The sequence below is a fragment of the Actinoallomurus liliacearum genome, assembly GCF_039542035.1.
GTDB classification, from domain to species: Bacteria; Actinomycetota; Actinomycetes; order Streptosporangiales; family Streptosporangiaceae; genus Actinoallomurus; species Actinoallomurus liliacearum.
This window is the reverse complement of sequence record NZ_BAABHJ010000028.1, coordinates 26,113-46,667: the sequence shown is the minus strand read 5'-3', so window position 1 is coordinate 46,667 and position 20,555 is coordinate 26,113. Positions and strand designations below refer to the sequence as shown.

Sequence of the window (20,555 nt, the reverse complement as noted above, 5' to 3'; positions counted from 1 at the left end):
CGGCTCAGGCGCCCGCCGGCATCGGGCCGATCCACTTCTCGTAGATCTTCTTGTACTCGCCGCTCTGCCGGGCCTCGTCGATGGTCTGGTTGATCAGCGAGAGCAGCTTGGGGTTCTTGCCCTTGCGGACCGCGAAGCCGTACTGCTCGCCGGTGTTGAGGCTGGCCGCGACGCCGTACGCGGCGTTCGCCGGGTCCTTCAGCCAGCCCTGCACGACCGGATAGTCCTCGATGATCACGTCGACCTGGCCGCTGCGCAGCCCGTTGAGGAGGCTGGCGGAGTCCTTGAAGGACTTCGAGTCGATGCCCTTGGAGTGGACGAAGTCCTCACCGGTGGTGCTCGCCTGGGAGCCGACCTTGAGCTTTTTGGCCTTGACGTCGTCCAGCGACGCGTAGGTGATGCCCTTCTTGGCCATGAGCGCCTGTGTGGCGTTGAAGTACGGCTTGGTGAAGTCGATGAACCGCGCCCGCTCCGGCTTGATCGTCATACCGGCGGCGGCGACGTCGCACTTCCCCGCGTTCAGCGCGGACCCCGTCTTGATCGTCTCAAACGGGGTGTCGATGACCTGCTGGGTCACGCCGAGCTTCTTGGCCACGAGGTCGATGACGTCGACGTCGAAACCGACGACCTTGCCGCCCTGGGCCGACTGGAACGGCGGGTACGGCAGGTGCGTGCAGGTGGTCAGCTTGCCCTTCTTCACCAGCTTGGCACCCTGAACCGTCACTCCGTCCCCGCCGCCGCCGCAGGCGGTGAGGGCGAGGGCGGCCGCGCAGAGTCCGGCGGTGGCGGCGGCAAGCCGACGACTAATAGCCACAATTCCTCCATAAGCAGGACAAACAACTGTCCGACTATGTCATACCGCTCGCCACCTGCGAGAACGTCAGCGGGTCACGACTTGATCACAGCAAGAAAACGGGCTGCGACCGGTCCGGCCACCTGCCCGCCGTCCCCGCCGTGCAGAACGAAGACGGCAAAGGCCAGATCGCCCCGGTAGCCGATGAACCACGCGTGCGTATGACCTTGGGCATCATATTCGGCCGTCCCCGTCTTGCCCGCCGTGCCCGCCGGAAGTCCGGCCCGGGCCGCGGTGCCCCGCGTCGCGACCGCCCGCATCATCGACCGCAGCCCGGCGACCACGGAGGACGGCAGCGGCCGGGCCGTTCCCGCGTGGACGAGGCGCGCGGGCACCAGACGCGGCGGACGGTACGCGCCGTCGGCCACGGCCGCGGCGACCACCGCCATCGCGAGCGGGGTCGCCTGGACCTTCCCCTGGCCGATCGACGCCTCGGCCAGCCCGTTGTCGCCGCCCGGGTCGAGGAGGTCCCCGGAGTAGGCCGTGTCCGTCCCCGTGTCGAAGTGCGCGCCGAAGCCGAACGCGGCGGCGCTCTCCCGCAGCCGCCCGGCTCCCGCCGACACACCGAGTCCCGCGAACGTCGTGTTGCAGGACTCGGCGAACGCGTCGGCGAGTGAGACCCGGCCGAGCGCCAGGCCGCCGTGGTTGTGGATCGTGCGCTGCCCGGCCACCGTCACGGCCGGGCAGTCGACCGGGCTCGCCGGCGTCATCCCGCCGCCCAGCAGCGTCGCCGCGACGACCACCTTGAACGTCGACCCCGGCGGGTACAGGCCCGTGAAGGCGCTCTCGGCCTGCGGCAGCCGGTCGGCGACCGCCACGATCTCGCCGGTCGAGGGGCGGATCGCGACGAGGGCGGCCTGCGCCGATCCCACGGCCGCGTCGGCGGCCGCCTGGGCGCGCCGGTCGATGGTGGTGCGGACGGGCGCCGCGCCACGGCCGGGGAAGACCTTGAGCTGCTGCGCCGGCCGCCCCGGGTTCTGGATCCGCACCGCCCAGCCGGGGGCGCCTTCGTCCTCGCCGAGCCGCTCACCGACGTCGGCGAGGTACGGCTGGGCGTCGTTGTCGTCGGGAAGGGGCCTGCCGTCCGCGGCGACCGGCGCTCCCGACCCGGCCTCGGTCCGGTCGAGGATCCACCGTCCGCCGTCGGCCAGGGCGGGGTGCAGCGTCGCCGGCGACCACACCACCCGCCAGGCGCCGTTCCGGCGCGCGACCCGCAGGGTCGCGTGGAAGCTCCACTCTCCGACGCCGGTCAGGTGCCGGGTGACGGCGTAGTCGACGGACGCCTCGTCCCCGTGCCGTACCGGCGGACCCGGCGTGAAGTCCACCGAGTCGACGCGCAGCGCCCGGGACAGGGCCCGGTGCCGGTCGGCGAAGTCGCCGGGCGGATCGTCGGCCAGCCGCCGCATCGCCGCGAAGTCGCCGCCGCTCCAGGCGCGGAAGTACGCGGCCGAGGCCGCCTCCGGCGTCGCCGGGCCGTGCGGTCCTCGCAGGGCGACGCACGAGAAGACGGCCGCCGCCAGGAGGATGAGCACACCGGCCGCGGCGACGACGACTCTGCGCATCGGACTCCCCCGTCGGCGACGCCTAAGTCGATCATCGTCTCCGACGCGGCGGCGACGCCATGGCCGGTTCCGGCCGATCAGCCCGGTGGCGTCACCCGGTGGCCTCGGGTGGCATCGGGCCCATCCACCGCTCGTACGTCCGCCGGTAGGTGCCGTCCCGCCGGATCTGCGCGATGACGTCGTCGATCAGCCGCAGCAGCGCCGGGTTGTGGCCCTTGCGCACGGCGAAGCCGTACTGCTCGCGGGTGCGCAGCCCCGGGAGGAGGGTGAAGTCCGCGTTGGCCTCGTCGGTGAGCCAGTAGCGCACCACCGGGTCGTCCTGGATCAGCGCGTCGACCTGACCGGTGCGCAGCGCGTCCAACTCGGTGGTGGCGTTCTCATACCCCTTCGTCTGCCACCCCTGATGGCGCGCGTACGCCTGTCCCGTCGTGCCGACGACCACGCCGACGCGCAGCGCGCCGGAGCCTGTGGCGTCCGGCGTGACGCGCGCGTCACGCCGGACCATCAGCACCTGCCCGGATTCGAAGTAGGGCCGGGAGAAGTCGACCACCGCCGCCCGCTGCGGGTTGACGGTCATGCCGGCGGCCGCCAGGTCGCACGCCGCGACCGCGAACACCTCCCCCGAGGTGATCGCGGTGAACCGCGTGTCGATGATCTTCTGCCGCACGCCGAGCCGCCTGGCGACCAGGTCGATCAGGTCCACGTCGAAGCCGACGATCGCCTTGCCCCGCTGGAACTGGAACGGGGCGTAGGGCAGGTGCGTGCAGGTGGTGAGCGTGCCGCGGGCGACCAGGTGAACGCCCCGCACGGTCTGGCCGGCCGGCGCGCAGGCGGTCAGCAGGCAGGCGGTCATCGCCGCCGCGGGCACGGCGCACGCGCGGGAGAGAGTGACCAGGTGCACGGTGCCTCCGAGGGGGGTACGACGCTCCATCCGTCCCACTCACGCGGAAGAGTCAACCAGTTGCGCACCGTCACGTCCATGTCGATCGCGGTGCCCGCGCCGCGAGCGCGTCACCGGCCCTCCGCGAGCGCGTCCTCGTCGACCGCGCCGCCCGCGCCCGCGAGCGCGTCGCCGGCCGCCGTGCGCGCGTACAGCACACGCCGGCCGACCCGATGGCCCGTCACCAGACCGCAGGCGCGCAGGACGCCCAGGTGCTGACTGATCGCACCGGGGGTCACCGCCAGGCGCCCGGCGAGCTCCGTCGTCGGCGCCGGGACCGTCAGCGCGAGCAGCAGCGCCGCCCGGCGCCGCCCGATCAGTGCCGCGAGGGCGTCCGGAGGCGCCGCCGGGGCGGTCTCCCACAGCGTCGCGACGCCGTACGCGGGATAACTCAGCATCGGCTGGTACGGCGGGGTCATCACCGAGACGGCCGGCCAGACGAACGCGCTCGGCACCAGCACCAGCCCGCGCCCGGCCAGCGGGCCGTGATGGTGCCACCGGCGCTGGACGGCGAGCCGGTCGCCGTGCCAGCGGACGGCCTCGTGCAGCCCGGCGAAGAGCCCCTCGGCCCCGCGCTCGGTCAGGGCGCGGGACCGGCGGAGCACGTCGCCCTCCAGCAGCGCCCGCATCCGCGGCCAGGACTCCTCGAGCGCCGCCTCCCAGTACGCGGCGATCAGGTCGGCGACCTCGCCGAGGGCGCGCTCGGGCGCCTCGGCCATCGCTCGGCGCCGCGCGCGCAGGCCGGCGGCGTCCGTGCCCGCCCGCACGAACGCCTCGGCCGAAGAAGGAGCGTGGAACGCCGGCCCCTCGGCGCCCTTCCCGACGTCCCGGATCTCCACGGCGACCCGGCGTGCGGGCGTGGCCCGCACCCGCGCCAGTTCGGCGGCGAAGTCCGGCAGCGGGGACTCCGGCGGCGGGGTCAGGAAGTCGGGCATGTACCCGCTCGCGGGGACGAGCGCGCGCAACGGCGTCAGGTCGAGTCCGCGCAGCCGGGGCCGTACGGCGCGGACCCACGGCAGGTGCAGCGCGCGGCGGGACGGGTCGGCCAGCACGCGCAGGCTGTGCATGAGCTCCCAGAGGGGCGAGAACGCGAACCGGACGCGCGCGACGTCGTCCGGGGCGAAGAGGAATTCGATCATTTAGGCACCGCTAAAAGAGTTCCAGCCGGGCCCGGGTGTTGTCGACCATGCCCCCATGACCTCCGTCGACGAGATGCCCGCTCCCCCTTCCCCCCGGCTCCCCGCGTTCCTCCACACGCGGGTCGGCGGTCTGCCACGAGGCTTCTGGGCGCTGTGGACCGGCAGCTTCGTCAACCGGCTCGGCACGATGGTCGAGCCGTTCCTCGCCTTCTATCTCACGGGGGTGCGCGGCCTGTCCGTCGGCGCGACCGGGCTCGTGCTGGCGCTGTTCGGCCTCGGCTCGATCGTCTCCCAGCTCGTCGGCGGAGTGCTCGCCGACCGGATCGGACGGCGGGCCACGCTGACCGGCGGGATGCTGGCCACCGCCGCCGCGATGCTCGCGCTCGGGTACACCACCACGACCCCGGCGCTGATCGTGCTGGTGTTCGTGCTCGGGCTGACCATCGACGCGTTCCGTCCGGCCTCGCAGGCGCTGCTGGCCGACCTGGTCGGGCCGGCCGAGCGCGCCCGCGCCTTCGGGCTGCTGTTCTGGGCGATCAACCTGGGCTTCGCGGTCGCGATGGTGCTCGGCGGGACGCTGTCGCGGGCGGGCTTCTCCTGGTTGTTCTGGATCGACGCGGCCACCTGCGTGGTGTGCGGCGTCCTGGTCTGGCGGGCGGTGCCCGAGACCCGTGGCCGGCGCGCGGAGCGCGAACCCGGCGGGCTCGTGGACGTCCTGCGGGACCGCGTCGCCGTCGGCTCGGTGCTCGTCGTCCTCTGCTACGGATTCGTCTACATGCAGTCCTACTCGACGCTCCCGCTGGCGATGCGGCAGGCGGGGCTTCCGGCGTCGGCGTACGGCTTCGCGGTGGCCCTCAACGGCGTCGGGATCGTGATCGTGCAGCCGCTGATCGGCGCCTGGCTCGGCCGCCGCGACCACAGCCGCGTCCTGGCCGCGGGCGTGGCCGTGGTGGGCGCCGGATTCGGGCTGACCGCGTTCGCCGCGTCGGCGTGGGCGTTCGCGGCGACGGTCCTGGTGTGGACGCTGGGCGAGATCCTCTTCGCGTCGGTGTCCACGGCGATCATCGCGGATCTCTCGCCCGCGCACCTGAGGGGGCGCTACAGCGGGCTGTACGGCACGGCGTTCTCGGCGGCCTCGCTGCTCGCCCCGCCGATCGGCGGCGGGCTGCTCGGCCTGGCCTCCTGGTCACCGTGGCTGGTCTGCGCGGCCCTGTGCGGGACCGCCGCGGCCGGCGCGCTGGCGCTCGGCCCCGCGGTACGGCGCCGGCGGCGGGCGCTCGGCTGATCCGGAGGGATCCGAGGGGTTGACCGGTTCCTGTGAAAATGTCTAACTTCAGGTGGTTAGTCCCCCTCCGAGGCGGCGTACGAGCTGAATGGTGCAGGCTCCGAGGTCCTGTGGCCCGGTGCACGGACTGTCCGTTCTCCGGGAGCGGAACTTCCGCTGGTTCTTCCTCGGCCAGTGCACCTCCATGCTCGGCGACGGCATGGTCGCGCCCGCCCTCGCCTTCGCCGTCCTCGGCCTGACCGGGCGCGCCGTCGACCTCGGGGCCGTTCTCGCCACCGGGTCTGCCGCGCAGGTGATGTTCACCCTGGTCGGCGGCGTCATCGCCGACCGGCTGCCGCGCCACTCGCTGATGCTCGGCACCGACCTCGTACGCGCCGTCAGCCAGGGCGTCGCGGCGGCCCTGTTGATCAGCGGCGCCGCGCGGATCTGGCATCTCCTGGTCCTCCAGGCGGTGCACGGGATCGCCGCCGCGCTCTCCGGGCCCGCCGTCGCCGGAGTCGTCCAGGCGACGACGCGGCCCGAACAGCGCCAGCCCGCCAACGCCCTGCGCGTCCTGGCGCTGTCCACGTCCCTCCTCACCGGGCCCGCGGTGGCCGGCGCCCTGGTCGTCGGCGCGGGCCCGGGCTGGGCGCTCGCCGCGGACTCGGCGACCTTCGCGGTCAGCGCCGCCTGCCTGTCCCGGCTGCGGCTGCGGCGGACCGGTCACGAACAGCCGCAGCGGTTCACCCGCGAGCTGGCCGACGGCTGGCGGGAGTTCCGGTCCCGCCGGTGGGTGTGGAGCGTCATCGTGGCCGCCTCCCTGGTCAACCTGCTCGGCGGGGCGTTCTCGGTGCTCGGCCCCACGCTGAGCGCCCGGTCGTTCGGCGGCGCGGGCGCGTGGGCGCTGATCTCGGCGACGTTCGGCGCCGGCTGTCTCGGCGGCGGCGCGATCGCGCTCTGCGTACGGCCGCGGTTCCCGCTGCGCTCGGGACTGGCGATGATGGTGCTGTTCGCCTGCCCGGCCCTCGCCCTGGCAGGCGAGCTCACGGTGCCCGGCATCGCGATCGCGGCGTTCTTCGGCGGCCTCGTCCTCATGGTCTTCAACACGCTCTGGGAGACGGCCCTGCAGCACCACGTCCCGGCGACCGCCCTGTCGCGGGTCTGCGCCTACGAGTGGGCGGGGGCGCTCGCCTGCCAGCCGCTCGGCCTGGCGCTGGTGGCGCCCGTCGCCGGCTGCTTCGGCCTGCGGACGACGCTCTTGACCGCGGGCGCCCTGCAGGTCCTCGTCGTCCTCATCCCGCTGCTGTTCCCCGAGGTGCGGACGCTGCCGTCGCCGCCACGCGACCGCCGGCCCTGATACTCGATCATCAGATCCCTGAGGACACCACCCGGCGCGCCCCGTCTAGTCTCGAAGCGTGGCACAGCTTCGTATCGCACTCGCTCAAGCCAACGCGACCGTCGGCGACCTCACCGGCAACGCCGACCGCACCGTCGAATGGACCCGGCGCGCCGCCGACCGCGGCGCCCACCTCGTCGTCTTTCCCGAGATGTTCCTCACCGGCTACCCGGTGGAGGACCTCGCGCTGCGCAAGTCGTTCGTGGACGCGTCGATCGCCACCCTGGAGGCGACGGCCCGCCGGCTCGCCGACGAAGGCCTGGGCGAGCTGGCCGTCGTGCTCGGCTACCTCGACCGGCGCGCCGACGTCGTGGACCGCGTCGGCCAGCCCGCGGGCGCGCCGCTCGACGCGGCGGCGGTGCTGTACCAGGGCCGGGTCGCCGTCCGCACCGCGAAGCACCACCTGCCGAACTACGGCGTCTTCGACGAGTACCGGTACTTCGTCCGCGGTGACCGGCTGCCCGTCCTGCGGCTGCACGGCGTCGACGTCGCCGTGGCGATCTGCGAGGACCTGTGGCAGGAGGGCGGACCGGTCACGGTGACCCGTGAGGCCGGCGCCCAGTTGCTCGTCGCCCCGAACGCCTCGCCGTACGAGCGCAACAAGGACGACGTCCGCCTGGAGCTGTGCGCGCGCCGGGCCCGTGAGGCGGGGTGCGCGCTCGCGTACGTGAACTCCGTCGGCGGCCAGGACGAGCTGGCGTTCGACGGCGACTCCGTCATCGTCACCGGCGAGGGTGAGCTGATCGCCCGCGGCCCGCAGTTCGAGGAGGACCTGCTCGTCGCCGACCTCGACCTGCCCACCGCCCCGGCGGAGTTCACGCCGGGCGAGACGCCCGCCGACGGGCACGACGGCACCACCATCACGATCGAGCGCGTGCTGCTGTCGTCCGCCCCGGTCCCGGCGTACACCCCGGAGGAGCCGCCCCGCGCCGAGCCGCTGGGCGACCTCGGCGAGGTGTACGGCGCGCTCGTGCTCGGCGTGCGCGACTACGTTCGCAAGAACGGCTTCCGCTCGGTCATCCTCGGGCTGTCCGGCGGCATCGACTCCGCGCTGGTGGCGACGATCGCCGCGGACGCCATCGGCCCGGACAACGTGCACACCGTCCTCATGCCGAGCCGCTACTCCAGCGATCACTCCATCACCGACGCGGAGGACCTGGTCAAGCGGCAGGGCATCCACTCCCGCACGGTGCCGATCCGCGGCATGGTCGACGCCTACGAGGCCGAGCTGGAGCTGCACGGCCTGGCCGCCGAGAACCTCCAGGCGCGGGTCCGCGGCAACATCCTCATGGGCCTGTCCAACGAGCACGGCCACCTGGTGCTGACCACCGGCAACAAGAGCGAGCTGGCCACCGGCTACTCCACGCTGTACGGCGACTCGGCGGGCGGCTACGGGCCGATCAAGGACGTGCCCAAGGTCACGGTGTTCGCGCTGTGCCGGTGGCGCAACGAGCGGATCGACGGGGCCCACCCGTTCACGCCTCCGTCGGAGACCCCGCCGATCCCGCAGAACATCATCGACAAGCCGCCGTCCGCGGAGCTGCGCCCCGGCCAGCTCGACACCGACTCGCTCCCGCCGTACGACATCCTCGACGCGCTCCTGGACGACTACGTCGAGAAGGACATGGGCCGCGACGGCCTCATCGCGGCGGGCCACGACCCGGAGCTGGTCGAGCGCGTGATCCGGCTGGTCGACGCGGCCGAGTACAAGCGCCGCCAGTACCCGCCCGGTCCGAAGATCACCCCGAAGAACTTCGGCCGCGACCGCCGGCTCCCCATCACCAACAAGTGGCGCGAGATCGTCGCCCCCCACACCGCCGACCCCGCGCGCGTCGCGAAGCGGCAGACCGCGAAGGACGCCTGAGCCGCTGAACGCGACGCCGCCGCCCGGCCCGGCGGTCCGGGGCGGGCGGCGGCGGTCGGGGATCAGCGGTAGGTGTGCTCGGGGCCGGGGAACGTGCCCGAGACGACGTCCGCGGCGAACTCCTCGGCGGCGCCGCGCAGCACGCCGCCCACCTCGGCGTAGCGCTTGACGAACTTCGCGGTGTGCGGGGTGAGGCCGGCCATGTCCTGCCACACCAGCACCTGCGCGTCGGTGCCGGGGCCGGCCCCGATCCCGATGGTCGGGATGGACAGCGCGGCGGTGACGCGCTCGGCGAGTTCGGTGGGCACGCATTCGAGCACGACGGAGAACGCGCCGGCCGCCTCGAGGTCCTTGGCGTCGGCCATCAGGCGCTCGCCGTCCTCACCACGCCCCTGGACGCGGTAGCCGCCGAAGGCGTTCACCGACTGCGGCGTGAGGCCGAGGTGCGCCATCACGGGGATGCCCGCCGCGACGAGCGCCTCCACCTGCGGCAGCACCCGCCGGCCGCCTTCGAGCTTGATCGCGTGTGCGCCGGCCTCCTTGAGGAACCGCGCGCCGGTGTGCAGGGCCTCGGCCACACCGGCCTGGTAGGCACCGAACGGCAGGTCGGCGACGATCATGGCGCGGGAGGTGCCGCGCACGACCGCCGCGGTCAGCGGGATGAGGTCGTCGACGGTGACGGGGATCGTGGACTCGTGGCCGAACACCACCATCCCGGCGGAGTCGCCGACGAGCAGCACCGGGATCCCGGCGTCGTCGAAGACCCGCGCGGTGAGCGCGTCGTACGCGGTGAGCATGGGCCACTTCTCGCCGCGCTCCTTCGCCGCCGCGATGTCGCGGACGGTCACGCGGCGCCCGGTCTGGCCGCCGTACAGGGTGGTCGGCCGACTGGTCGATACAGACATCGGAAACCTCCTGCCTCGAGGCGCCACGGTGGCGTCCCCGGACGGATCGATGATCCCACGGGGTCAACGACTCGTACACCCCCGCCTCTTCCCAGGAGGTTTCAAAACGGTACGGTTGCGTATCGGAATGAACCGGCCTAGGCTGTGCGTTGTTAAGAAACGAGACTGACTCGTATCGATATTCCCCCTCGAAGGGCCTCATGGATCCGCAGACCATCCAGAAGAGACGCTGGGCCATCCTCGGCGTTCTCATCGTCAGCCTGCTCGTCATCGTGCTCGACAACACGGTCCTCAACGTCGCCCTGAAGACGATCGCGGACCCGCGCGCCGGCCTCGGCGCCAGCCAGGGCCAGCTCGAATGGGCCATCAACTCCTACACGCTCGTGTTCGCCGGGCTGCTGTTCACCTTCGGTGTGCTCGGCGACCGGATCGGCCGCAAGCGCATGCTGATGATCGGCATGCTCCTGTTCGGCCTGGCCTCGCTGCTCTCCTCGTACGCGCAGACGCCCGACCAGCTCATCCTCGCCCGCGCGGCCATGGGATTCGGCGGCGCGGCGGTCATGCCGCAGACCCTGTCGATCATCACGAACGTCTTCGAACCCGAGGAGCGCGCCCGCGCCATCGGCTTGTGGGCCGGTGCCGTCGGCATCGGCGTCGCCGTCGGGCCCATCACCGGCGGCCTGCTCCTCGACCACTTCTGGTGGGGCTCGGTCTTCCTGATCAACGTCCCGGTCGTCATCGCCGGCGTGATCGGCATCGCGCTCCTCGTTCCGGAGTCGCGGAACCCGGTTCGCGCCAAGATCGACTTCGGTGGTGTGCTGCTGTCCATCGCCGGCCTGATCCTGCTCACCTACGGAATCATCGAAGGCGGCGAGAAGGCGACCGTCACCGCGCCGACCGTGTACGGCTCCGTGCTCGCCGGGATCGCGCTGCTCGCGGCGTTCGTCTGGTACGAGTCCCGTATCGAGCACCCCTCCCTCAACGTCCGGCTGTTCCGCGACGGACGGCTGTCGGCGTCCGTCGGCGCCATCGCGCTGGTGTTCTTCGCGCTGGGCGGCGTCTTCCTGTTCATCTCGCTGTACCTGCAGGACGTCCGCGGCTACTCCCCGCTGCAGGCGGGCCTGCTCACGCTGCCGCTGGCCGCCGGCCAGATGATCTTCTCCCCGCGCAGCGCGGGGCTGGTCGCCCGGTACGGCGCCAGGCCGGTCGCCGCGACCGGCCTGACGATGGTCGCGCTGGCGCTGCTCAGCTACCACTTCGCCGCGGTCCACAGCCCGATCTGGATCCTGGGGATCACGTTCTTCGTGCAGGGCGCGGGCATGGCCCTGGTGATGACCCCGGCCACCACTTCCGTCATGTCGGTGCTGCCGAGGGAGCAGGCCGGATCCGGCTCGGCCATCAACAACATCGCCCGTCAGGTCGCCGTCGCGCTCGGCACCGCCCTGCTGGGCTCCCTGGTGGCCTCGATCTACCGGAACGGTATGAAGCCGCACCTGACCGCGCTGCCCGAGAACCTGCGCGCCGTCGCCGGGTCGGACATCGGCGCGACCACGGGAGTGGCCGAGAAGCTCGGACCGGCGGGCCGGGCGCTCCTGTCGCCGGCGCACGACTCCTTCGTCCACGCCATGCACATCACCTCCGCCATCTCGGCCGCCGTCGCCTTCCTCGGAGCGCTCGTCGTCCTGAAGTGGATGCCGGGCAGGCCCGCGGTCGAGCCCGACATTCCCCACGTCGAACAGCGCGAACCCGTGGAGGTGTGAGACGGTGAAGCGTGATGACGCACACCACTGACCAGTGTGCTGCGCGGCCGCCGGGACGACCGCGCAGCGAGCGCGCCGCCAAGGCGATCGTCGACGCCACCCTGGACCTCCTCGCCGAGGAGGGCGGGGTGGCGGGCGTCTCCATCGAGGCCGTCGCCGCACGCGCGGGGGTCGGCAAGACGACGATCTACCGCCGCTGGCCCAACAAGGAGGCGCTCATCATCGACGCGCTCGCCGCGTTGAAGGGGCCGCTGCCCGAGCCGCGCGGCGAGTCGCTTCGCGAGGACCTCTACGCCCTTGCCAAGGCGTTCGTCGCCGACAAGAGCGACAAGAAGCGGGTCGACTGCTACTGGAGCGTCCTCGGCAGTTCGGAGCGCTACCCGGAGCTGATGGACCGCTTCACCCGCGAGATCGTCGAGCCCCGGCGCGAGGTCATCCGGGAGGTGCTGCGGCGGGGCGTCGCCTCCGGAGAGCTGCGCCCCGACCTGGACGTCGAGCTGACCCTGTGGATCCTCACGGGAGCCGTCGCCCACCGGACGCGGGCCGCCGGCGCCGGTCCGGTCCCGGAGGACTACGCGGAGCGGGTCGTCGACGCCCTCATGACGGGACTCGCGCCACGCTGAACCCGGAGTTGTGATGATCTTCCTCCGCCGATCACATTTGGTCATACTTTTACAACGGGGGATGACGGGTCACAGGAAGGACTCCGGCGGATGGCCGACTCTTCGGCGAGAACTCTGGTGCTCGGCATCGGCCGGGCCGGCCAGATCCTCCAGTGCGGGCAGAACTCCTCCGGCGTGCTCGGCAATGCCCCCGAAGAGATCGTCGGCACGAACGTGTCCGGCCTGTTCACCGACGAGAGCAAGGAGGCCCTGACCGGGCTCCTCGACGCCCTCGCCGACCGCCACGAGCGGACCGCCGTCCTGGGGCTGCGCGCCCCGGACGGCGAGGCGCGCAACGGCGTCGTCACCGTCCAGCCGATGCACACCGCCGCCGCCGACCCGGTCGACCTGATGATGATCCGGGTCGCCGTCACCGACCTCGAGCGCTTCACCGACCCGGCCCTGATGCGCCGGGCCATGCTGGACGACGCGCTCGTACGGATCGGCGCCACCCTGGACCTCGACCAGATGGCGCGCGAGCTCGTCGACGTCATCGTGCCGCACTTCTGCAACTCCGCCGGCGTCCTCATCCAGGAGGCCATCGTCGCCGCCGACGAGCAGCCCTCGGTCGCGGCGGACGGCACCACGGTGCTGCGCCGGGTCGCCCTCGCCTCCGACGAGTCCGACCCCCGCTGGAACGCCGCCTTCCCGACCGGGGAGGTCCTCACCTACCCGCCCGACACCCCGTACACGCGCTGCATGGCCACCGGCGAGCCGGTGCTGGTGCCCCACCTCGACGGCAAGGTCGCCAAGCGGACCGCCCGGCTGTGGCGGCGCAAGCCCGTCGCCAAGCTCCTCGCCGACACCTCCATGGTCGTGCTGCCGCTGATCGCCCGGGGCACGACGCTGGGGTTCCTCGTCTGCACCCGGAGCTCCGCGCACCGGGCCTTCGACGCGTACGACGTCGAGCTCGGGATGGAGTTCGCCGCCCGCGCCGCCCTCTACATCGACAACGCCCGGCACTACAGCCGCGAGCGAGCGACCGCCCTCACCCTCCAGCGCAGCATGCTGCCGACCGGCCTCACCGCGCCGTCCAGCGTCGCGGTCCGGCACCGTTACCTGCCCGGCAACCAGCTGATCGAGGTCGGCGGCGACTGGTACGAGTCGATCGCGCTGCCCGGCGGCCGCGTCGCCCTCATCGTCGGCGACGTCGCCGGGCACGGCGTACGCGCCGCCGTCACGATGGGCCGCCTGCGCACCGCCCTGCGGACCATCGTCAACCTCGAGCTCTCCCCCGCGGACGGCCTGCAGCAGCTCGACGCGCTGATGCGGGAGATCGGCGAGCGGGAGCCCGCCTTCGCCACCTGCGTGTACGCCGTGTACGACGCGACCGACGGCACCTGCGAGATCGCCTCGGCGGGGCACCTGCCGCCGCTGCTGCTCCGGCCGAACGGCACCAGCGAGTTCCTCGACGTCCCGCCCGCGCCGCCCCTCGGCGTCGGCGAGGGGATGATCGAGACCCGTACGTTCACTATCGGGGACGGCAGCGTCCTCGTGCTCTACACCGACGGGCTCGTGGAGAACCGCGGCCAGGACATCGACGACGGCCTGTCCCGGCTGCAGGGGCTGTTCGGCGCGGAGGCGCTGTTCCGGCCGCTGGAGGAGCTGGCCAAGGCCACCCTCGACAGCGCCTACGCCGACCACGACCGCGACGACATCGCCGTGCTCATCGCCCGCCTGCGCCGCCTGCCCGCCGGTCACGTCGTCTCCTGGCGGCTGCCCGCCCTGCCGTCCGCCGTACGGGACGCCCGGGTCCGGGTCCGCGAGACGCTCGAACGCTGGGACTGCGAGGAGCTGTCCTTCAGCACCGAGCTGGTGGTGTCCGAACTCGTCACCAACGCGCTGCGGTACGCCTCGGGCGACATCGAGCTGCGGCTGCTGCGCGACCGCACCCTGGTCTGCGAGGTGCGCGACGACTCCGACGCGCTCCCCCGGGCCCGCCAGGCCGCCGACGACGACGAGGGCGGACGCGGCCTGCAGGTCGTGCACCGGCTCGCCAAGCGCTGGGGCGCCCGGCCCGCCGGCGACGGCAAGGTCGTCTGGTGCGAGCTGGAGCTGCCCGACCGGGACGACGGCTTCGACGGCTCCTGGCCCGGCGAGGCCCACCACCTCCCCGCCTGACCACGCCGGGCCGCATTCGGACCCCCGTATTCGCGACAACTCACCCCCGCGGATGATCTCGATGCATTAGGTTTCGTCCGTCGTCTGATCACGAGCCGGACGCCGTCGGCGCCGCGTGACGCCGAAGGATGCCGAGCATGAGCGCCTCTGTGAGCCCGCCGCCGTGGCCGATCCCGCCGTCCTGGCAGGTCGCGCTCCCGGGACGCGAGCCGGACGCCGAGCCTGATGGGGCTCCGGCGGCCGGGGCGCCTTCCGACGGGTACCCCGCCGTCGCGCCGCCGGCCACGGGCCCGTCCGGCACACCGGTACCGGACGACGTCTCCTTCGCGATCTCGCCCTCCCCTGGGCCGGGCGCGTCCGTGGCTCTCCGGACCGGTGCGGGCCCGGCCGACGGCGCGACCGGTGACGTTCCGGCCGGGACCGTGCCCGGCGGCGGGCCGGAGATCATGCCCCGGCTCGTCGTCGTGTTCCTGCCGGAGGGATCCGGCGCCATGGTCGACGCCATGCCGTCGCTGCCGAACGGGGTCAGGGTGGAGCGCCGGCCGGCCGCCGGTCCCGTCTCCACCTTCGCCGGGGTCGGTGAGCTGGCCCGCGCGGTCGGCGAGGCCGTCGCCGGCGGGGCGAGCGGCGTCGTCGTCGTCCATCCGGCGGAGACCCTCGCGGAGACCGCCTGGGCGCTGGAACTGCTGCATGAGGGTTCCGCGCCCATCGCCCTGGTCGCGGCCTCCGGCGGCCCGTCCGAGCTGGCGGACGCCATCGCCGTCGCGGCCGCCGGCCCGCGGTGGCTCGGCTGCGCGGTCGTGGCGCACGGGGACATCCACGCGGCCCGGCACGTCAGGGCGACCGGCATCGCGGCGCCGGCGTTCGCCTCCCCGGGGGCGGGGCCACTGGGCCAGGTGATCGGCGGGATCCCGCGTCTGCTGTGGCGCCCGCCGGAGCGGTTCACGGTGCGCGGGCCCTTCGCCGGGCGTCCCCCGCGCGTCGGGCTCCACGTCGTGGCGCTCGGCGACGACGGCGCGTTGCTGCGGGCGCTCGCCGGCCACTGCGACGGCCTGATCGTCGCCGCCCGCGCCGGGCAGGCCGCCCTCGCCGCGCTGGTCCCGGTCCTCGCCGAGACGGCCGCCCGCATCCCGGTCGTCCTGCACTCCCCGACCGCGACGCCCGGCGGAATGGCGGTCACCGGTCTCGAACCGCTCAAGGCCCGCGTCCTCATGCACCTGCTGCTGGACGCCGGTCACGACCGCGCCGCCGTGCTGAACGCCTTCGCCGCGCTAGAGGGGAACGCCGCGGCGCCGTCCGCGCCGTCGCCGGTCGCAAGCGCGTTTTGAAGATCGTCCGGTCGGGGTAGATGATCACCACTCCCGTGTAACGCCACAACCGACGACCGGTCCGAGCCGTCAGGGACGAGTGCCCGGATGGCGGGGGCGAACCCCCGCTTTCCGAAGGGCACTTCCATGCCGCGCGTCCTCGAAACCGTCCTGTGCACGACGACCCTTCTCACCGCGACCGCCGTATCGGCCACGGCCGCGTCCCCGGGCTTCGCGGCGGAACGCGTCTCCGCGGTCCGGGCCGTTCCGGGCGGCGTGCCCGGAGCCTGCTCCCGGGTCTACCTGCCGCTGTCCGATCCGGCCTGTCAGCCCGGCGCGGTCAATCCGGACGTCACGCAGGAGACGATCGGCTCGACGATCTGCGTGGCCGGGTGGACCAGGACCGTACGGCCGCCGGTTTCGTACACGAACGCGCTCAAGGTGCGGCAGATCGCCGAGTACGGCTACGCCGACACGAACCCCGCGCACTACGAGGAGGACCACCTGGTCCCGCTGGAACTCGGCGGCGCGCCACGGGATCCGCGCAACCTGTGGCCGGAGCCCCGGTACGACGCCGGTGGGGGCACCGCCGCCGACAAGGACGAGGTCGAGAACGCGCTGCGGAAGAAGGTGTGCGCCGGCCTGATGCCGCTCGCCGCCGCTCGTACGATCATGGCCGTGGACTGGAGGAGGGGCCGGAGCGCGGCAGCGACGCGCTGAGGACCCGCCGCGCCTCGGTGAGCGACGGCCCGTACCACTCCAGGTGCCGGCCGCTCACCAGGGCCACCGGCACGTCCGGGAACATCTCCGGCCCGTCCGTGGCGGAGAAGGCGTACGGCTCGTCCGGCAGGACGACCAGCCCCGGCCGCCGGTTCAGCATCTCCTCGACGGACACCTTCGGGTACCGCTCGTCGGCGCGCCCGTACGCGTTGGCGACGCCGAGCCGCGCGAGGAGGTCGCCGGCGAAGGTCTCCCGGCCGAGCACCATCCAGGGCCGCCGCCAGATCGGGACCACCGCCGTCACGTCGGGCGGCGGGGGTCCGCCGAGCACGTCGGCCCACACCGTACGGGCCTCGGTGAGCCATCCGGGCGGGTCCTGCCCGCAGGCGGCGAGCATGCGCCCGAGGCTCGTCAGCGCCTCCGGGAGGGTGCGGATCACGGTCACCCAGACGGGCACGCCCGCGGCGCGCAGCGCGTCGAGGTCGGCCGGGCGGTTCTCCTCGAAGTTGGCGACGACCAGGTCCGGCGCCAGCCCGGTGATCCGGCGCACGTCGGGATTCTTGGTGCCGCCGACGCGTACGACCCCGAGGTCCGGCGGCTGGACGCACCAGTCGGTGGCGCCCACCAGCAGACCCGGAGCCGTACGCGCGATCGCCTCGGTGAGGGACGGCACGAGCGACACGACACGGCGCACGTCCCGGGCGGGCCGGAACGGGACTCCGAGGTCATCGGCCTGGAGGGGGGCGCCGTGCGGCCGTCCGGTCATCCGGGCGCGGACCCGTCCAGGGCGGCCATGAACTCCTCAGGCGTCATCAGGCCGGGTTGCAGGCCCTCGTGGGCCATCCGGTTCGCCAGCCGCCGCAGCAGGTCGTTGACCGGGGTCGGCACGCCGTGCTCCCGGCCCAGCAGGACGATCTCACCGTTGAGGTAGTCGGCCTCGATGGTGCCGGTCCCGCGGCGCAGGCTCTGGTAGGACGAGCCGCCGCCGCGCGCACGCCCGCGGATCGGACGGACCTGGAACGGCATGCCCCCGCCGCCGAGCGCGTCGATGCCGGCCGCGCGCAGGCACGCCTCGCCCTCTTCCCGGGCGAGCCGGGCGATGTCCGCGCCCCGCTCACCGGGCCCGATGACCACCTCGACGGCGTTGCCCAGATTCATGAGGAGCTTGCCGTACTTGTAGCGCATGACGTCCGGCCGGGCCTCCGCCGCGAACGTCGCGTCCGCGAAGGCCGCCGCGAGCGACTCCGCCGTACCGTCGACGCCGTCGGGATACCGGCCGACGTCCAGGCCGCCCGTCCGGGGGGCCTGGTACGCCTGGACGACGCCGGGTTCGAGGAACGCCGACGGCAGCAGGACGCAGACGCCGTACACGCGGGGGAACCGCCGTAGGGCGAGGCGTTCGTTCTCCACGCCGTTCTGGGCGGAGGCGACGACGATGTCCGGTGGGGCGACGGCCGCCAGCTCGGTCAGTGCCGGCAGGGTGTCCTGCGTCTTCATCGCGAGCAGAACGACGTCGCCGGGCCGGAACGTCACCTTCGCCGGCCGGTCGGCCACCGGGATGGGCAGGGTGACGCTCTCGTCGGGGGTGTCGAGGCGCAGGCCCCCGTCGCGCACGGCCTCATGGTGCGCGCCGCGGGCGATGAGGGTGACGTCGTGGCCGTGCTGGAAGAGCCGCGCCCCGATGACGCCGCCGACCGCGCCCGCGCCGTAGACGACGAACCTCATACGTCGGTGACCCGCAGGCCCGCGTGTGCCTTGTAGCGCCGGTTGATGGAGATCAGGTTGGCGGTCAGCGCCTCGACCTGGTGGGCGTTGCGGAGCCGCCCGCCGTAGACGCCGCGCACGCCGCCGATCCGGCCCGCGAGGGCCTGCACCGTGTTGGTGGCCTCCCGATTCTCGCCCAGGACGAGGACGTCGAGGTCGATCTCCTCGACGGCCGGGTCGAGGAGGGTCACGGCCGAGACGTGGTGGAACGCCGCGACGACGGTGCTGTCGGGCAGGGCGGCCGCGGCCTGCTGGGCGGCGCTGCCCTCCTCGACGGGCAGCGCGTAGGCGCCCTGCTTGTCGAAGCCGAGCGGGTTGACGCAGTCGACCACGATCTTGCCGGCCAGCTCCTCCCGGAGGGACTCCAGGAGCGCCTTGTGGCCGTCGTACGGCACGGCCACGATGACGAGGTCGGCCTCGCGGGCGACGACGGCGTTCTCCGCGCCCCGGACGCGCAGGCCGTCCCCGAGGCTCTCGGCCGCCTGCTCGGCGCGTTCGGCCTTGCGCGACCCGATGATCACCTCATGGCCGGCGAGGGCGAACCGGCGCGCCAGCCCCTTGCCCTGGTCACCGGTGCCGCCGAGGATGCCGATGGAAAGACCGCTGACGTCCGGCAGATCCGCCTGCTGAGTGCTCATAGTGGATGATCCTGCCAGGCCGGCTCAGGACCGCGCCGCGCCGGGTACCGCAGCCATCGCGGCGCCGATGATGCCCGCGTCGTTGTGCAGCTCGGCCGGGACGACCGGGGTCCGCACGTCGGCCAGGAGGGGCAGGAAGCGGTCGGCCTTCTTGCTGACGCCACCGCCCAGGATGATCAGCGACGGCCACAGCAGGTCCTCGATCCGCCCCAGGTACTCCGACAGCCGCTTCGCCCAGTCGTGCCAGCTCCAGTCGTGAACCTCCCGGGCGTGGGCGGAGGCCCGCCGCTCGGCGTCCTTGCCGCGGATCTCGATGTGCCCGAGCTCGGTGTTCGGCACGAGCGTCCCGTCGAGGAACAGGGCGCTGCCGACCCCGGTGCCGAGCGTCAGCATGAGGACCGTGCCGGCCCGGCCGCGTCCCACGCCGAAGGTCATCTCCGCGACCCCGGCGGCGTCGGCGTCGTTGAGCAGCGTCACGGGCACCCCGCTCGCCTCCGCGAACAGGTCGCGCGCGGCCAGGTCGATCCACGCGTCCCCGAGGTTGGCCGCCGTACGGACGACGCCGTCGGTGACCACGCCGGGAAAGGTGACGCCCACCGGTCCCGTCCAGCCGAAGTGCGAGACGATCTCGCCGACGACCCGCGCCACCTCCTGGGGCGGCGCGCCCTCCGGGGTGGGCAGGCGCAACCGGTCCCGGGTGAACTCACCCTTGTCCACGTCGACCGGCGCGCCCTTGATGCCGGACCCGCCGATGTCGACCCCGAGTATCTCCATGGCGCAATACCTACCTGAGATCCTTCGTAGCTAACAAAGTGCACGTGATCTCACGGTCCGTACGGCACGATAAGGACCATGGACGCGAGTCAGGTGGCGGCTCTGCGGGAGCTGCTCGCGACGACCGGCTGGCCGGAGCGCACGCGGGAGTTCGCCTGGGCGTTGCGGTCGTCCACCCGGACGCCGGGCGGCCTGCTGGTCTTCGGCCCGCCCGACGACGAGCCGTGGCACCTGGCCGCGCACCTGGACGACGAGAGCCGGCTCGGCGGCCTGCCCGAGCTGGCGCCCACGCTGGTGCGCTGGGAGCCGCCGCCGGGCGCCCCGCCGCACCTGCGGATCGGGCTGGAGCGCCTGGAGGCGGCCCGGCGCGGGGAGACGCTGATCGTCGTGTCCGAGGACGAGTCGCCTGCGCCGCTGCTGGAGCGGGTGGACGACGCCCGCCGCGTCGGCGCGACGATCTTCGCGGTGGACACCGGCGACCGTGAACTGGAGGGCCTCGCGCACGAGGCGCTGACGGTGCCGGCCGACGACCGGCTCGTGTCGTTCGACGCCGCCCAGCACCTCGTCAGCGCCGCCGCCGGGGAGCCGCCGCCCAGGCGCGGCCTGCGCGACCGCCTGGCACGGCTCCTGGAGACGATCAGCGGCCCCGCCGTCCCCTGACGCCCTAGAAGTCGTCGTCCTGGCGCCGCCACTGCTCGTTGCGCTCGGCGGCCCGCTGCAACGCGTGGGCCGCCTCCTCCTCACTGGCGTAGGGGCCCATCCGGTCCCGGTCCGGGCAGCCGGGCCCGTGCTCGACCCGCTGGTGCTTGAGGCAGAAGAACCACTTTCCCTCGTCACTCATCGCGACCTCCGATCATGGTGTCATCTGTGCCCCGGCTTGCTGACT

General features: G+C 73.2%; 19 protein-coding genes. 9 read left to right on the top strand and 10 right to left on the bottom strand.

Going from position 1 to position 20,555, the window contains the following annotated elements; all coding sequences use genetic code 11:
• Positions 1-4: 4 nt before the first annotated feature.
• The 4 genes from ABD978_RS33725 to ABD978_RS33710 form a co-directional block, all read right to left on the bottom strand.
• A complete protein-coding gene (locus tag ABD978_RS33725) occupies positions 5-814 on the bottom strand; it encodes an ABC transporter substrate-binding protein (RefSeq protein WP_345363810.1) in 810 nt (269 codons plus the stop codon).
• 74 nt (positions 815-888) lie between these two features.
• Positions 889-2,415, bottom strand: a complete 1,527-nt coding sequence (locus ABD978_RS33720) for a penicillin-binding transpeptidase domain-containing protein (RefSeq protein WP_345363808.1) — start codon at positions 2,413-2,415, stop codon at positions 889-891.
• Positions 2,416-2,506: 91 nt separating this feature from the next.
• Positions 2,507-3,316, bottom strand: a complete 810-nt coding sequence (locus ABD978_RS33715) for an ABC transporter substrate-binding protein (protein ID WP_345363806.1) — start codon at positions 3,314-3,316, stop codon at positions 2,507-2,509.
• Between the two features lie 110 nt (positions 3,317-3,426).
• On the bottom strand, positions 3,427-4,494 hold the full coding sequence (locus ABD978_RS33710) for an ArsR/SmtB family transcription factor (RefSeq protein ID WP_345363804.1): 1,068 nt from the start codon (positions 4,492-4,494) through the stop codon (positions 3,427-3,429).
• A gap of 55 nt (positions 4,495-4,549) precedes the next feature.
• Here ABD978_RS33710 and ABD978_RS33705 point away from each other — a divergent pair, with 55 nt between their 5' ends.
• The 3 genes from ABD978_RS33705 (at position 4,550) to ABD978_RS33695 (ending at position 9,018) form a co-directional block, all read left to right on the top strand.
• Entirely contained in the window at positions 4,550-5,779 is a 1,230-nt protein-coding gene (locus ABD978_RS33705; protein WP_345363802.1) for an MDR family MFS transporter, read from the top strand.
• Between the two features lie 118 nt (positions 5,780-5,897).
• Complete coding sequence (locus tag ABD978_RS33700) at positions 5,898-7,115, top strand: MFS transporter (RefSeq protein ID WP_345363800.1); 1,218 nt, start codon at positions 5,898-5,900, stop codon at positions 7,113-7,115.
• Positions 7,116-7,173: 58 nt separating this feature from the next.
• A complete protein-coding gene (locus tag ABD978_RS33695) occupies positions 7,174-9,018 on the top strand; it encodes an NAD+ synthase (RefSeq protein ID WP_345363798.1) in 1,845 nt (614 codons plus the stop codon).
• A gap of 62 nt (positions 9,019-9,080) precedes the next feature.
• On the opposite strand, the gene panB is transcribed toward ABD978_RS33695, so the two are convergent.
• The gene (panB, locus tag ABD978_RS33690) at positions 9,081-9,923 is read right to left on the bottom strand and encodes a 3-methyl-2-oxobutanoate hydroxymethyltransferase (protein ID WP_345363797.1); all 843 of its coding nucleotides are present in this window, start codon (positions 9,921-9,923) and stop codon (positions 9,081-9,083) included.
• Positions 9,924-10,123: 200 nt separating this feature from the next.
• Between panB and ABD978_RS33685 the strand changes: the two genes are divergently transcribed.
• From ABD978_RS33685 to ABD978_RS33665, 5 genes are all read left to right on the top strand, one after another.
• Positions 10,124-11,683, top strand: coding sequence for an MFS transporter (locus tag ABD978_RS33685; RefSeq protein WP_345363795.1), 1,560 nt, complete (start codon positions 10,124-10,126; stop codon positions 11,681-11,683).
• Positions 11,684-11,697: 14 nt separating this feature from the next.
• Complete coding sequence (locus tag ABD978_RS33680; RefSeq protein WP_345363793.1) at positions 11,698-12,306, top strand: TetR/AcrR family transcriptional regulator; 609 nt, start codon at positions 11,698-11,700, stop codon at positions 12,304-12,306.
• A gap of 90 nt (positions 12,307-12,396) precedes the next feature.
• Complete coding sequence (locus ABD978_RS33675) at positions 12,397-14,466, top strand: ATP-binding SpoIIE family protein phosphatase (RefSeq protein ID WP_345363791.1); 2,070 nt, start codon at positions 12,397-12,399, stop codon at positions 14,464-14,466.
• A 137-nt stretch (positions 14,467-14,603) separates the two neighbouring features.
• Positions 14,604-15,794 (top strand): asparaginase domain-containing protein, encoded by a 1,191-nt coding sequence (locus tag ABD978_RS33670; RefSeq protein WP_345363789.1) that lies wholly within the window; start codon positions 14,604-14,606, stop codon positions 15,792-15,794.
• Positions 15,795-15,920: 126 nt separating this feature from the next.
• On the top strand, positions 15,921-16,493 hold the full coding sequence (locus ABD978_RS33665; protein WP_345363787.1) for a hypothetical protein: 573 nt from the start codon (positions 15,921-15,923) through the stop codon (positions 16,491-16,493).
• Here the strand turns inward: ABD978_RS33665 and ABD978_RS33660 are convergent.
• The 4 genes from ABD978_RS33660 to ppgK are packed head-to-tail and all read right to left on the bottom strand — an operon-like array spanning position 16,444 to position 19,669.
• A complete protein-coding gene (locus ABD978_RS33660) occupies positions 16,444-17,259 on the bottom strand; it encodes a helical backbone metal receptor (RefSeq protein ID WP_345363785.1) in 816 nt (271 codons plus the stop codon). The genes ABD978_RS33665 and ABD978_RS33660 overlap by 50 nt on opposite strands.
• Positions 17,256-18,218, bottom strand: a complete 963-nt coding sequence (locus ABD978_RS33655) for a ketopantoate reductase family protein (RefSeq protein ID WP_345363783.1) — start codon at positions 18,216-18,218, stop codon at positions 17,256-17,258. The genes ABD978_RS33660 and ABD978_RS33655 overlap by 4 nt, the downstream gene beginning before the upstream one ends.
• A complete protein-coding gene (gene npdG / locus ABD978_RS33650) occupies positions 18,215-18,895 on the bottom strand; it encodes an NADPH-dependent F420 reductase (RefSeq protein WP_345363781.1) in 681 nt (226 codons plus the stop codon). The genes ABD978_RS33655 and npdG overlap by 4 nt, the downstream gene beginning before the upstream one ends.
• A gap of 24 nt (positions 18,896-18,919) precedes the next feature.
• The gene (gene ppgK / locus ABD978_RS33645; protein ID WP_345363779.1) at positions 18,920-19,669 is read right to left on the bottom strand and encodes a polyphosphate--glucose phosphotransferase; all 750 of its coding nucleotides are present in this window, start codon (positions 19,667-19,669) and stop codon (positions 18,920-18,922) included.
• A gap of 78 nt (positions 19,670-19,747) precedes the next feature.
• Between ppgK and ABD978_RS33640 the strand changes: the two genes are divergently transcribed.
• Entirely contained in the window at positions 19,748-20,329 is a 582-nt protein-coding gene (locus ABD978_RS33640) for a hypothetical protein (protein WP_345363777.1), read from the top strand.
• Positions 20,330-20,333: 4 nt separating this feature from the next.
• On the opposite strand, the gene ABD978_RS33635 is transcribed toward ABD978_RS33640, so the two are convergent.
• Entirely contained in the window at positions 20,334-20,510 is a 177-nt protein-coding gene (locus ABD978_RS33635; protein ID WP_345363775.1) for a hypothetical protein, read from the bottom strand.
• Positions 20,511-20,555: the final 45 nt, after the last annotated feature.